We start from the raw sequence: 15,241 nt of genomic DNA, 5'->3' as shown, positions 1-15,241 counted from the left end.
ATCTATTTTAATGCAAAATAGTCATTCTGCATCAAATATGTTCAGTGGCAGTACGTGAAAAATAATAATTAAGTTATAAAAGAGTTCTTGTTTTATAAAAATAGTTAAGCTTGTAATGCGTATTTTTTAAAATACAAGATTGTTGCTAGCAAGCATGCTAAACTAACATAAACCGATATTTGCATAACACCAACCACATTTGTGGAACTAAGCATAGCTCCAATAAAAAGGTTACCTAAGGTTTGCCCTATACCAATATATGAGCCCCAAATAACCGATTGGGCAGTGGCATGCTGACCTTCGGGCATGAGTTTTTCAATGATGCTAACTGCAGCCACCAAAAAGAAAGCAAAAGATACACCCTGCAATAAACCAATAGCCAAGGCCAGATTTACAAATGGAAAATACCCCAGCACAAAATATCGAATAGCAATAGAAGCCATGGCAACAATCATGATAGGTTTGATGCCAAAGCGTTTCAATAATTTAGTGCCTAACAAAAACAAGGGAATTTCGCTGATGGCCATAATGGCATAAGCCAAGCCGACTATAGTATTAGAAGCATTTAATTCGGAGAAATATAAGTTCAGGTAATAAAACATGGGAGAACATACGATGCCATAAAAGCTTAAAATAACGATAAAATATAACAGCGGTTTGTTGGCGATTACTTCCTTTATGCCAACTAACTTAAAATTGGCTTTGTAGGTACGTACTTTTTTACGGGTAGATAAAAACGGCACAATTAGCACATACAAAATGCTAGCGGCTACAAAGGTATATTTTAAAGAAACTGAAGTAAATAAATACCCACCCACTGTAGCGGCAACTGCCCAGCCTAACGAACCCCAAAGGCGAAAACTACCGTAAGAATGCTTTTTTTCGATGGCAGCATATTGCATAGCCATGGCATCGGTTAAGGCTCCTAAAGGGTGATAAAAAAAAGTAAGTACAGGTAAAAAGAACACCAGGGCCCAAAAGTCTTGTAGGTAGGCCAACACGATCATAAATATAGCTGTGAAAATCATACCAATACGCAAGGTTGGGCGAATTCCTTTTTTATCGGCATACCTGCCCCATAAAACAACCGCTATAAAAATGGTAGCTTGTATAATGGAGTTTAATGTGCCAATCTCGCTACCCGTTAAACCAATCTCAGCCAAGTAAATATTATAAAATACTTTCCACAAGGCATTGGCCATATATAGCATAATATATATGCTAATTATTTTAAAAGCGTTTATCATCACAGATTATTTATGGCTGCAAAATTACAGCAATTACAGGTAAGTATTCTTCAATATCTGTTAAATATTAAATGATTATAGTTAAAAATGTATTTTTTTAAATGCATTGTAAGTGTCAGAATAATAGTGCCGTAATGTAATTTCTCCAAGTTGTGATTATTTTTTTTTAACAGCTTCATTAAACCTTGATAAAAACGCTCAGTCTTATAATTGAACGTTCACTAAACAGTTTTAATCTCGAAAAAATAGAAATTATGAAAATGTTAAGAAATATATCTATCGCCCTATTAAGTACATTACTTATTTCAACAGCTGCTTTTGCACAAGAGGCAGAAGTAGATACCAAAGCTACTAAAAATGCGAAAGTAAAAGTTGAATTTACCGAAGAGCAAAAAGCAATGCTGGCCGAACAGAAACAACAAAAAGAAGCTAATCGTGAGGAGTTTAAAGCAACTTTTACAGAGGACCAGCTGGCTATTTTAGAAAATGATGAGTTGAAGCCGAAGGAAAAAATGAGTCAGCTACGAGCCACTTTTACCGAAGACCAAAAAGCAATGGCTAAAGAGAATAAGCAAGAATTGGATGCTAGTAAGGAAGAGTTTAGAGCAACCTTAAGCGATGAGCAAAAGAGAGAATTGAAAGCTAAAGCCCTCAAAGGAACACTTACTGATGAGCAAAAAGAGTTGGTAGCCACACATAAAGAGGAGAGAAAAGAAGGCCGCGAATCTATTAAAGCCACATTTTCTGAAGAGCAATTAGCTATTCTGGAAAACGAAGCTTTATCTAAAGATGAAAGAAAAGAAATGTTACGTACTACATTTACCGACGAGCAAAAAGAGTTGGTAAAAGCGCAAAAAAGTGTAGTGAAAGAAAATCGTCAAGAGTTGAGATCTACATTAAGCGACGAGCAAAAGAAAGCGGCTAAACGCAAAGTGGCCAAAAGAATGTCGAAAGAAAAGAAGAATAGAAAGCAGCAAAGCGAAAGTACGCAAAGCTAAGCGCTTCATATAAAAAAAGCAATAAATTCCCTCAGGGTAAGAGAGTCTCCTTCCTGGGGGAGTTTTGTTTAAAGGCGCTTGTCGTATTATTTATTCCGGAAAATTCCTTTCTAACTAAAAGTTTCAAGTCGAGTCTTCCACATCCAAAAATTCAAATCTTAAAATCATCGTTATGAAATCTCTTAAAAACATATTATGGATATGCTTCTTGATTTTGGTTTCCTTTAGTGCTCAAGCACAAAGCAGCGATGATATTTTGGATCAACTGACAGAAGAGATTTCTGAGGAATACAACGAGAACCTACCTTCTGGTGATGCTATTGTAGATGAATTTTTAAATGTAAAAACAAATCATCATTTCCTGTATTCGGGTATTACCATGGCTAGCTCAACGCCTTATGCTGGGCGCGATTATTACTCAGGTGTGGGAAGTACATTGCCGCAAATATTTTATATTAACACACGCGGCTGGATGTTTGGTGTGGGCATGGTAAAGTATGGAGCAGAATTTCCGGTGAATAATTCCTATGTGTTTTCAGGAGGCTATTCCTTTAGCTTAGGAAAAAATGACAAAGCCCGTATGCGATTTGGCTACAGTCGTGGTACTTCTATCAGTAGCGAGGCAGGACACGAAATATCTAGCTCTAACACCTTTAGTACTGCCCTCTCATTTCCTAAAGCAAAGTATGTAGCTACTCGCTTTGGAGCTTCTTACTTGATAGGCGAATACAGTAGCTTTCAGCTGACCGCTAACCTGTATAAACGTTTTAAACTCCTTAAATGGAAAAATGGTAACTCGCTTGAGTTTACGCCCGACTTAAATCTATTCTTCTCGGAACATGAGTACCTATCCGATGTAACGGTAGTTTCAGAAATCCAACTAGAAACCGTTTACGATTACAATTATAAAAACACCTTTGGCTTTTTAAGTGCAGCCATCTCTTTCCCCGTAGAGCTTAACTTAGGTGACTTTGATTTTACCTTTGAATACACCCACCAAATGCCCCATCGTTTCTCTGAATACGAAATCTATACCGTAAAACCTACTTTATCCTTTAGCATTGGTTACTTTTTGTTTTTGAAGTAAGTGAATAGTTATTAGTAGTTTATCAGATAGCTTCATAATCAAATCAATAGCTTGTTAATAATAATTTATGCCTGGGGACATTTTTAACCGCAGCAAATGTTCAATTTTCTGAAACCAAAAAATTGAAGTAATAATATGAATGAATACTGCTTTGCTGAATTATTCCTAAGCTATTACTGCATGAAGTATAAAATATTTCAGAATTCTGGACCAAAAAACGTTTTTATTTTTAATAAGGGTATTTGTTTGCAGTAGATGTTAGAAAAAAGCATATAATTCATGGTAAATACCCATGTGAATAACGGTGTGATGTAAGTTTAAATGCGTTATTAAATTGGAGATTGCTTTTGAGGAGCGATAAATTTCCGTAATTCTTAACAAATCAGTCGAAAATATTGATTAATTTTGGCAGCATACTGTTAATATCTTTGCCCAGAACCCATGAAAAATATTTGCCAAATTTTGTTGTTGCCAATACTGTTGGTGCTATTCCCTGAATTTCTTTCTGCTCAAAACCAATTTGTTGTTGATAAAGTATTCTTTAAAGAGAACTCCTTTAGTAAGATAAAAGTCTCCGGTTATGGCGACATCTGGTGTCAAAACGCGGATGAAACGAACCAGCTGTACGTTATTAAGCCAGGTTGGAAGATAAGTGATGTATCAGATATCTTGGATGAACAAATTACAACAGAAATAACAGATTTTGCTGCGGCAAACACAGGAGCCATCATTGGAACCAAAGGGCAAGGATTATTCTATCTTCATAATGATAAATTGGAAGCGATAGATGCTTCAATTCTTGGAGATACAGTTGAAATAAAAGATGTCTTCTCAATTTCTTATCCTTCCAATAATCACAAAAGAAATAGTTTCGGTGTTTGTGCCGACTCTTCTAAACATTCTTTTGAATTTGATGATGATCAACAGCTGAAATATACGGTTCCTCAATACAACCAGGGTAAGGTAAAATATATTAGAACCGGGCAGAAACTGGAAATATTGGCTGATGATGAATTTGAATTAGGAGTAAGTACACCCAGGTCTTATAATGTGTTTAGATCCTCTTATTACAAATCAACCGATATTCCTACACCCAATGATTTTGAATTTTGGGACAATGGGAGTTGGTACTGGTGGTTGGCAACGGATAAGGGTTTATACTTCAATAGAAAAAACTGGGTTCCATTTTTGCCTGAGGATAAAATTAATGAACTTGTTGCTTTAGAATTCAGTTATTACGGTTCCGACTTTTTGGTGGCTTCATCCAGTGGTTTATACCTTCAGGATTATAGTGGTAATACCCAACCTCAAAAAATAGAATTAGGAAACGACATTACTGCGGTAAACGATATGGTATGGGCCGGGAATGCCTTGCTACTGGCAACGGATAAAGGTATTGTTCGAATGTTACATAAAACTTGTGACGGTCAGGAAGATAACATTGGCGTAAAGGATAATACCATTAATATTTTGGGATCAACCGATCAGCAGTTTTTCACTAAGTTCTGGTTTCAGTGGGATCAGTACTCGTGGAATTTCTCCGATGGAAGTACGAGTACAGAAGTTAACCCAATAAATGAATTAACAAGTACAGGTTATTATAAAGCCTCATTTAAACACTCCAACCAATATTGTGAAGGAGAAGCTGAAAAATATTTTCCAGTTTATTCCTCTGATAATACCATTGAAGACAACTTTGAAAAAATAGAGGTTGTTGGATTGACGGATGTATATAGAGAGATTCAATGTTTAGCATTGGGGCAATTCAGCGATGATGCAAATCCTGATTTTTACATAGCTACAACAGGCTGGCAAACTAACAAGGGGTTTTGGGCAATTAATACCGAGCCTCTGAAATACGATGATTTATCAGGTCCGTTTATGCCAACCAATTATTATACCAGTCAAAATATTTCGGTGGGCGATATAAATAATGATGGAATAGATGAAGTTGTAGCTTCCAATGAGAATTATGGAGTAGTAGCCAGCCCAAAGAAATACAATGTGGAGACTGTTGATTTTAATTACATAAAAGGGTTTAAGAAAGTACAAGCTTTAGATTTCAATAACGATGGTTTTAATGATGTGTCAGGAATAGATAGCCAGTCAATGATTAAGCTGTTTATTAATAATGGTGATTTTTCATTTTCAACCTTAGGGTTTAGCAGTTATATCTCAGCCAATAATTTATGTTGGGCTGACTTTAACCTGGATGGATATCTCGATATGATTGTTACCACCAGCTCTTCGGTACATATGTATTCAAATAATGGGAATTCATTGACTCAGGTAAAGCAATTCAATAATGCCAAGGGGACATATATCCGGCAGGGAGATTTAAACAACGATGGTTATCCAGATTTTGCCGTAGGATCGAGCGAATATTTTTATATTATAAAAAGCAATAATCTTGGAACATATGAGGCTTTAGACTATGGTTTTTTAAGAGAAGCAGAATTGGATGGAAGGGAAAATTCGCTGGTTTGCTTTGATATGGGAGATATGAATAATGATGGACGTATAGATATTTTATATTCTGGAACTGAAAAAGAAAGCTTATTTTATAACATGGGCGAAATGGTTTTTGTGGATCAGTCATTTGGTCTCAATAAACTAGATATCAATACGGGTTATAACAATAGGTTAATGCTTTCTGATTTGGATGAAAATGGAAATCTGGATTGGGTACATATTAACTATTCGAGAGCATATGCAACAAGTCGGAAATCCCTGACCAACAATTGGATTGAGTTTAAGTTAAAAGGCATTAAAAGTAATTGGAATGCTATTGGGGCAAGGGTTGATTTATACAATACAGTAGATGGCAAAATTTTTAAACAATCAAGGCAAATAACAAATAGTTGTCAGGGTAATGTCAGTACTTCTCATGTAATTCATTTTGGATTAGGAGATCAAGCAACAGTTGATTCTCTTAAAGTTTTTTGGCCATCAGGATTACAAAGAATTTATAAAAACATAAATGGGAACAAAGTTATAAGTCTGGTAGAAAATGCCTGGCCTAATGTTAACACAGTTATTTGTTCCAATGCAACAACCACAGTTAATTTACCTGAAGTAGAGGGATATGAATATGAGATGATATTAAATAGTGTAACGATTGATGACGGTATGACTGCGACTAAGGAGTTGTCAGAGGCGGGTAAATATAAGTTGGTATTACATCATGCACTAGGTAACGACACAAGTGAAATAGTGGATTGGTCAATAGTTCGGCCCGCTATAGCTGGAATTTCAACTCAAGATGACGTAAATTTATGTCCTCACGACTCTATTAAATTAGAAGCTAGTGGAGGGTTATCTTACAATTGGTTATTAAAGGAATATATAATTAATGAAGCCAACCATGCCTATTTTTGGGCTAAAGAAGCGGGAGCTTACCAAACAGTTTCTATTGATCAATACGGATGCCGGGATACTTCTGATATATTAGCGGTTTTAGCCAAGGAAGGACCAAGTTTTCATCTTCCTTCAGATACTTCTATATGCGAAGGGAATAATTTAATTCTGAATGTGGAAGATGCAGCAGTACATTGGTTTACTCAGGAAGTTAACGACACTTTACAGATTGTGGCTTCAGATGATTACAAAGTTACTGTAACAAAAAGTAATGGTTGCGAAGAGCTAAGGCAAATAAATGTAAAGATGTTGCGTCAGCCTTATTTCTGGTTTGATTCCGATACGATTGAATCATGCAATAGACCTTATGTAAGAATGTATGCGACCAACTCATATGATATCAGCAAATATATCTGGAGCGATGGACAAACAAGTTATGGTTCTAGCAGGACTATTAACGAACCTGGTAAATATATTGTTGAAGCATTGGGAGATAACGGCTGTAGATATACTGATTCTATTTATGTAGAAATGCCTGAATGGCCTTTAAGTATAATAAACGACACTATAGTTGATGATAATACCAACCTTACATTGAATATACCGGATACTTATTCGGTAGCATGGTGGAATGGAAGCGACCAGAATAGTGTAATGGTGAATACGTCTGACTTAAATGATTCGCAATATTTATGGGTAGATATTTACGATGATAAGAACTGTAGGAATCGATATTATTTCATGGTTGAAAAAAGTATTGTTGGGATAAACAAGGTTAAGTTCGACGACTACTTTAGAGTACATGTTTCAAACAAAGTTTTGAGACTCTCACCTTCCGACTTGAATTTTGGAGAAGGAGTTATTAAAATATTCAATACAGCTGGTCAGTGTGTGAAAAACCAAGACTATTTTAACACAAATAACCAGGATGTAATTGTAAACCTGAATGAACATCCTAACGGAATATACATCATCCTAATGCAAATTGACAGCGAGTCGTTTGGTGTAAAAAAGTTTAACCTTAACTAAGCTAAAAATGAAATTACAATATAAAATTGTGGCAATTTTATTATTTGCCATCCCAATATTAAATACGGCTCAAAATATTTATAGCGAAGATAATAGTATAAAACTGCCTGCTAAGGATTATAACCATGTAGATTGGATTGATATGCTTGGAGATGGATTTCCTGACCTGATTTGTCAAATCAGGTATCCGTACAAAATAGTAACTATACCTAACGTTAAAGGTGAATTAAGGTATGATGAGGCGGATACGGTTGAAATAAAAACGGATAAGTATTATCATAGTGTTAATTGGAACCATGACAACATCCCAGACCTCATACTGCAAGAAAAAGTTCTTCTGGGAAACGAAGATTCTTCATGGATTGATCAACCCTTGCCTACGTCCTTGGAGGATATTTATTGGAATGGTTTAATTGCTGATTTTGATAACGATTTTTATATTGAATCTATTGGTGTAATTAAAAATGCTTATCCCAGTATTTATCAATACTGGAATGATCTTAATCAGGAGCCTACTGAGTTTTCTACTAATATTGCATTAACACATTATTTCAAGATTGTTGATTTAAACGAAGATGGTCGTTTGGATATATTTGGTCCAAGTATAGAGGGAAATGTAAATTGCTATTATAATCTGCCGGAAGGTTTTACTAGAGTGGAGACGTCAATTCCATATAAATACAAATCGTTATATGAATTTGCTGATTTTAACGGTGATGGCAAAATGGATGTGGTTATCCATCCGGAGGAAAACGAGCATACGGTTGAAGTGTGGGTGAAAGATAATGATGACTGGAAATTGCATTTTAGTTTACCTTTGGTTCGTAATTCAAAAGTTGCGGTGGGCGATATTGATAATAATGGATTAGCGGACATAATTTTGTCTGGTCAATTTATTTATTCCGAAAGGAACGCAACAGCAATATACTTAAACAACGGTACTGGGTTCGATCGCAAATTAGATGGATTGCCAGATTTTAACTTTGGAGAAAAGCGGTTAGCTTTTACCGACTTTAATAATGATGGTAATTTGGATTTGTACGTTGAGGCGAATGATTTTAACTGGATCTTTTTAAATAACCTTGATCCCGTTGCTGTTCCGCAACCTATTCAAAATTTTACGATTAATCATATTGGCGAAAAAGAAATAGAGGTAAGCTGGGATTTAGACGAACCAAGCCATGCATACACTTATAACCTGAGTTTAAAGCAAGGAGATAAATTCTTAAAAGCTCCTTTTACCACTTCTTCTGGTAAGTTAATGTCGCATTCAAATGGAAATATGGGCTTTGTTCGTAAAGCAAACTTCACATTGCCCAAGGATACAGTATTTGACATAACGGTTCAGCGTGTTGATGCTGCTAACAGAGCTTCCACTCCTGTAACGCCAACTCAGTTTGTTCCAATAGGAACATTGGTTTACGATGATATATTTAACGAAAATGAACCCAAAAACAGTACTTTAGGTACCATTATTAGTGGTTCGGCCGAAGAGGATACTTACACATATACTATAATAACGGGAGAGGGAGATGCCCATAACGAATTATTCTACCTCGATGGTAATATTCTAAAAAGTAATGAGCCAATAGATTATGAAGAAACACCAATCTGCACTGTAAGAATTAAAATAGAAAGTGATGGAGAAATCATTACAGAAAAGAAATTGATAATAGAGATTGGTGATTTGCCTGAATCTCCTTCTGATATTATCCTTAACGCTTACTCTATATTTATTGATGAACCGGCTGGAATGGATGTATTAAAGATATGGGCTGGTGATATGGATAAGGACGAAGAGCATACCTGGACAATTTTAAACAGTACCGAGGGAGATGCCTCCTATTTTACAATTGAAGATGGATACCTGTACCTGAAAAAAGAGCTGGATGAGAATGAGAGAGACTATTCTTTTACTGTACGTGTTGTAGATGAGAAAGGACATGCTTTTGAAAAACAACTGACAGTAAATGGAGTACTGGATAATATACCCTTAAAACAAAACTTAGGCTATATGTCTGATGAATACAAGGATAAGCCCAGTAGTGTTGATGCTTTTGGGAATATTGTTGCTGTGGGTTATCATTACTCCGAAGAGTATAGTGATGACAGTCCGGGCAAAGTAAGTATATTCCGAAAAGGCGCTGATGGGTGGAAGAAACTCCAGGATCTGTTTCCCGAAGATGATAACTATTATAGAGATGCTTATGGTTATGATGTAAGTCTTTCTTTAAATTATTTAGCAGTAGGAACTGGATCAAATCATATTTATATATACAAGCGAGAGCATGATGCGTTTAACCATATTACCACGATAAAGAGTAACAGGTCGTGGGGTGATTTTGGTGAAAAGATTGCTATTACTGATGAATACTTAATGGTTGGTAGTACTGACGATAACAAAGCATATCGATATAAAAACATGGGAAATGGGGATTGGTCGCTGGTATCATCTCTTCAGGCAGATAATTTACCTGAAAGAGCTGACTTTGGGTATGTGGTGGATGTATATGGTAAGTACGGTTTGGTAGGTGCATATTCCAATGCAGCGGAAACTTATAACGGAAGAACATCTGCTCATATTTTTGATCTAACAGGGAATGGTGAAGCAATTGACATTCCTTATCCGGAGGGGATTACAGATTTAGAAGGATCGTTTGGAACTGATGTTGCTATAACTAGATCATACGTAGGTGTTGCTGCGCGATCTATAGAGCTTAACTTTAAAGAAAATGTTGGAGCTGTTTATTTATATCCGTATGGCGAAAAGTTCGATTTCAAGGATTGTACAATGTTATATGTACCAGATACTATTGAAAAAAGAACTGCAAATAGTTTTGAATTAACCAGAAATAGTTGTGCTGTTCTGGGGCAGGATTATGTAAAAATATACATGGAACAAGATGGTCACTGGGATTTTGTTAAAAAGGTTGAGTGGGGCTATAATGGTTTGGCTTCTTCCGATAAAATATTATGCTTAACTCGTAAGTTCTTTGGGGTAATTAATGAAGAGGGACTTACAATCCATAGCTGTAATTCGATTGGGTATGTTCATGAAGAGAAAGCACCACATCTGCTCTATCATGATGGAAACTCGATCATGGAAGAAGTGTATAAAGGAGAAAAAGTAAGCGTATTAAAAGGTTTGGATTATAATATGGGCTCTACGCTTAGTTATAGTCTTGTTTCAGGTGATGGAGATGATCACAATGATTTATTTTATTTAGATGGTGATACATTAAAATTGGAGAAAAAAATTGACTACGAAAAAAACCGAGAGTGTTATGTAAGAATAAGAGTTGAGGATGAAACTGGTTTAAGTCTGGATAAAGAAATGACTATAAATGTAATTAATAGAGCAGATGACATTGGGGAGTATAATTGGATAAATAAATTGGATGACTACATAGTAGACTTTGATTTAAGTGATGAATACGCGGTGGCTCTTCTTGGACAATATAGAGTTGAAAAATTGGTATGGTTTAGAAAAACCAAATACTCTTGGCGAGAAGGAGGTGTTTTGGATATTCCTGAAGGATATTGGAGAAATATAAAAATTGATCAAAACAGGATTTTATGTGGCGATTCCGAAAGAAATTTTCTGATGTTTGAAATCAACGACTATAACTGTGTGTTTAAATCACAGTTTTCTATTGCCGGGTTTAACCAGATAGATAACTTTGATTTTAAAAATTCAAAATTACTTGTGTCGTCGCCGCACGAAGCAAGTTACGCTGGAAAAGCAAAACTTCTAAAATACGAAAACGCGGCCTTTGCTCCCATTGATTCTATCCAGGGTGACGAAAGGGAATCGTTAGGTGATAAATGTTTATTGCTGAATGATGGAATTGTGCTTTCCAATCAATTAAGAAGTATTAAAATATGGGCGTTAGAAGAGGATAAACTAAGTTATATTGATGAAGTGAATGAAAATAATTCATCTTATTCAAATGTTATTCTATCCACTTTTGAAAACTCATTAGCTTATTTCGATACCTACAAAAGGGAATTAGGAATTTGCTCCTTGAAGAATAATACAATTACAGTTGATTCAACGCACGATTTGTTAAACCAAAGTTGGATTTCTGGAGGATATGGTTATAATTCCGTACCATTAACATTGAATATGAGCGAACTATATATGACTATTGGAAGCCCTTATTACAATGGGGATAGTTCAAATGAAGGTACAGTTGGAATTTTCTCACAGACTGAGGGAGAAATGATATTTGATAATACCTATCAGCCTAGTGATATCGCTAGTAATTGTTATTACGGACAGAAACACAAATTATCAGCTAACTCTATCATGTCAGTTGCCGGCATAAATGGGAAGCAAAGTATATATCTTTATATATTGCCTCATGCGCAAGATACTTCGGTTGAAAGTGACATAAAAGAAGAAACCTTAAAGTGTACCGTGGCACCAAACCCTGTACAAAATGAAATTAATATTTTTATTGATGACGAAAAAATAGGAGAAGTATCTATTTCCATTTTATCGGTTTCAGGATCGGTTTTAGCAAAAGAACAAATTAGTAAGACGCTTTCTTCAATCAAACACAAGATTAATATTTCGGCTTTTCCTAAAGGCATATATTTATTGCAGGTTCAAATAGATGATAAATTAAGCGTGAAGAAAGTTTATAAACAATAGATGCATTTATAATAAATTCTCTTTTCCTAAAAAGGGATATTAATTTTTGGGGAGCAAACAAACTGGAAAAATCATTAATTTGATAGCAAAAACTTTCATTAATTATGCCCTTATGCTTTCATTAGTTATCTAATACCTGTGACTGTAGAGAGCTGTTGTGGTTTATGTTAGATGTGTTTATATAAAAACAAAACCTCCCATAAATTAAAAGTATACGAGAGCCTTTCGTTCCAATTATTATATTTGTTCGGTTAATAAAAAGGAACCTTTAGCTAGTGTGCAATGGCATGGCATTTAACAAAAATATAGATAAAACAATAAAGACGAATGACTATTATAGAACCTAAAATCAGACACGACATTAGCGAATACAATAAAGCTCTAATAGCTTTTACAAGCTTAAATCAGCTTTTAGCTGAATTAAGAACAAAGGAATTACCCTCCGAAATAATAGATTTTATTAACAGCAAAATAAAGGATTTTAATGCTTTGCCCGATGCAGGTGTTGATTTCAGAAGGCATATCGTTAAAATGCAGTCAGGGATATATAACCAACTAGAGAAAGAAACAGGACTTGTGCCTAAAGGTTTTTATAAGCACAGGTGGTTAGCACTGGGTATGGTTGTATTTGGTTTACCTATGGGTATTGTTATTGGACCTATCATTGGTAATATAGGGTTCATGGGTGTTGGACTGCCCATAGGCTTGATGATTGGAGCGGTATTAGGTGCGCAAAAAGATAAAAAAGCATTGGCCGAGGGTAAACAGCTGGATATCGTTATGTAATACCTATAACGCTTAAAAACTATTTACCTGAAGCCTAGTTTCTTTTAGCTTGGATGGAACCAACTGGAAAAAATAGGAAATAAAAGAGATACTTATAACATCAACTTTTGCAAATTAAAATGAACACCTCTCCTCTATATTATGGATTATCATCGCGGGTAAAACTACAAGCCATTACCGATGGACATATAGCTATTGTTAAGCTCATTAAGAGTAGAATAATTATGAAGGATGCGCTTAAAATAGTGACTATTGCTGAGGATATTCAGCATAAAGAACCCTTGTTAAAAGTGAGTTTACTATGTAACAATAATATTTGCTCTAAGTCGGTAAAGCTGTTGGAGGAAAAAGGTATTGGAGTTTGTTTTGTTGAGGAATAAAGAAATACCGTTCAGGCTTTCAGCCTTACTTTTGCATCTTGCTTAATGCATAGCCATAAATGACTATGCTAGTACCGGAAACACTTTCAGTGTTTTATTTACGAGATGATATAAGCAGAGCACAAAAAATGAATCGTAGGGGTTGCATTAATATCTTAGGTACATAAGTGAACCCTATTTTATATTATCATCCCAAAGCATATATTGCATTTTATAGCCTGAAAGGCTCATAGGTAACAGCATAGGGTGATAACCCTATGAATTAAGCGCCTTGTAAATTAAGCGCTGTAAGTGCGATGCATAATTAAAGGTAATACTGCTATAACGGTCAGGCTTTCAGCCTTGCTTTTGCATCTTGCCTAACACATAGCCATAAATGACTATGCTAGTACCGAAAACACTTTCAGTGTTTTATTTACGAGATGATATAAGCAGAGCACAAAAAAAGAATCGTATGGGGTTGCATTAATATCTTAGGTACATAAGTGAACCCTATTTTATATTATCATCCCAAAGCATATATTGCATTTTATAGCCTGAAAGGCTCATAGGTAACAGCATAGGGTGATAACCCTATGAATTAAGTGCGATAGCCTGCGAAAAAAAGCGGGTTAAACAAGAATGAAGAACGCTTGTTTTAATAGCTTCGGATGCTAAGCATCATTGATATAAAAATAATAAGCCATAAATAACTAGATAAATGTTAATAACAGAAGAGTCGCAATTAGATGGAATGAAAAAGGCCAGTGAAGTGGTTGGGACTACACTAAAACTAATGAGGGAATATGCTAAGGTGGGCATGTCGACCAAGGAGTTAGATGATTACGGAGGAGCGATTTTAAAAGAGCATGGTGCAAAATCGGCACCCTACGAAACCTATAAATTCCCTGGTTACACATGCATTAGCGTAAATAACGAAGCCGCGCACGGCATTCCTTCTGCGGATAAAATATTACAAGAAGGTGATTTAATTAATATTGATGTGTCGGCAGAGTTAAACGGGTTTTGGTCGGATAATGGTGGCTCCTTTGTAATGGGAAAAGACATTCATCATCATCAAGTCCTTGTGGATGCTTCAAAGCAAATATTGCATAAAGCCATTCATTATATCAAAGCAGGCATAAAGGTTTGTGATGTGGGCGATATAATAGAGATGGCAGCTATCGAGAGAGGTTATGTGGTTATTGAAAACCTGGCTGGACATGGTGTTGGAAATAGCTTGCACGAAGCGCCAGAGGAAATATTAAACTACAAAGACGAAACCAACCAAGAGGTATTTAAAAAAGGTATGACGGTGGCCATAGAGACCTTTATTGCTACGCATTCAAATACGGCTGAGCAATTAGATGATGGCTGGACCTTAGTAGGTAACAAAGGCGGTTATGTTGCCCAACACGAGCATACAATATTAGTTACCGATGAAGAACCAATCATTCTGACCACATCAAATGGAATATGGGATTAATACGTTGGTCTTTCTCCTATCGTTTTAAGATAAGCAGCATGAATACATAAAACAAATCGTGCTTTGTATCCAATTTTCTCTATACAACATTGTAAGTATAGCCTGTAAGGCTGTTAGGTATCAGCATAGGGTGATAACCCTATGAATTAAGCACCTTGTAAATGGAGCGCTGTAAGTGCGATGGATATATTAAAAGCAATACCGCTAAAACGGTCAGGCTTTCAGCCTTACTTTT

8 protein-coding genes are annotated in these 15,241 nt (G+C 35.6%); 7 read left to right on the top strand and 1 reads right to left on the bottom strand.

Translation table 11 applies throughout. The features are described from left to right. Positions 1-104: 104 nt before the first annotated feature. Positions 105-1,247, bottom strand: coding sequence for an MFS transporter (locus A8L32_RS16455; RefSeq protein ID WP_075590986.1), 1,143 nt, complete (start codon positions 1,245-1,247; stop codon positions 105-107). 254 nt (positions 1,248-1,501) lie between these two features. Here A8L32_RS16455 and A8L32_RS16450 point away from each other — a divergent pair, with 254 nt between their 5' ends. From A8L32_RS16450 to map, 7 genes are all read left to right on the top strand, one after another. Beyond that, complete coding sequence (locus tag A8L32_RS16450) at positions 1,502-2,245, top strand: coiled-coil domain-containing protein (RefSeq protein WP_075590985.1); 744 nt, start codon at positions 1,502-1,504, stop codon at positions 2,243-2,245. Positions 2,246-2,417: 172 nt separating this feature from the next. Next, on the top strand, positions 2,418-3,332 hold the full coding sequence (locus A8L32_RS16445; RefSeq protein WP_075590984.1) for a hypothetical protein: 915 nt from the start codon (positions 2,418-2,420) through the stop codon (positions 3,330-3,332). Between the two features lie 441 nt (positions 3,333-3,773). Continuing rightward, positions 3,774-7,718 (top strand): FG-GAP-like repeat-containing protein, encoded by a 3,945-nt coding sequence (locus tag A8L32_RS16440; protein ID WP_075590983.1) that lies wholly within the window; start codon positions 3,774-3,776, stop codon positions 7,716-7,718. Positions 7,719-7,725: 7 nt separating this feature from the next. After that, entirely contained in the window at positions 7,726-12,375 is a 4,650-nt protein-coding gene (locus tag A8L32_RS16435; protein ID WP_075590982.1) for a T9SS type A sorting domain-containing protein, read from the top strand. 327 nt (positions 12,376-12,702) lie between these two features. After that, entirely contained in the window at positions 12,703-13,161 is a 459-nt protein-coding gene (locus tag A8L32_RS16430; RefSeq protein ID WP_075590981.1) for a hypothetical protein, read from the top strand. Positions 13,162-13,268: 107 nt separating this feature from the next. After that, complete coding sequence (locus A8L32_RS16425; RefSeq protein WP_143525145.1) at positions 13,269-13,541, top strand: hypothetical protein; 273 nt, start codon at positions 13,269-13,271, stop codon at positions 13,539-13,541. A gap of 700 nt (positions 13,542-14,241) precedes the next feature. Further along, on the top strand, positions 14,242-15,006 hold the full coding sequence (gene map / locus A8L32_RS16420) for a type I methionyl aminopeptidase (protein WP_075590979.1): 765 nt from the start codon (positions 14,242-14,244) through the stop codon (positions 15,004-15,006). Positions 15,007-15,241: the final 235 nt, after the last annotated feature.

The organism is Labilibacter marinus (assembly GCF_001659685.2).
Taxonomy (GTDB): domain Bacteria; phylum Bacteroidota; class Bacteroidia; order Bacteroidales; family Marinilabiliaceae; genus Saccharicrinis; species Saccharicrinis marinus.
This window is presented reverse-complemented; position numbering and strand designations above follow the sequence as displayed.

Bases quoted from the DNA above. Each gene is read 5' to 3' on its own strand.
- A8L32_RS16455 (WP_075590986.1), bottom strand. From the start codon at position 1,247: ATGATAAACGCTTTTAAAATAATTAGCATATATATTATGCTATATATG.
- A8L32_RS16450 (WP_075590985.1), top strand. From the start codon at position 1,502: ATGAAAATGTTAAGAAATATATCTATCGCCCTATTAAGTACATTACTT.
- A8L32_RS16445 (WP_075590984.1), top strand. From the start codon at position 2,418: ATGAAATCTCTTAAAAACATATTATGGATATGCTTCTTGATTTTGGTT.
- A8L32_RS16440 (WP_075590983.1), top strand. From the start codon at position 3,774: ATGAAAAATATTTGCCAAATTTTGTTGTTGCCAATACTGTTGGTGCTA.
- A8L32_RS16435 (WP_075590982.1), top strand. From the start codon at position 7,726: ATGAAATTACAATATAAAATTGTGGCAATTTTATTATTTGCCATCCCA.
- A8L32_RS16430 (WP_075590981.1), top strand. From the start codon at position 12,703: ATGACTATTATAGAACCTAAAATCAGACACGACATTAGCGAATACAAT.
- map (WP_075590979.1), top strand. From the start codon at position 14,242: ATGTTAATAACAGAAGAGTCGCAATTAGATGGAATGAAAAAGGCCAGT.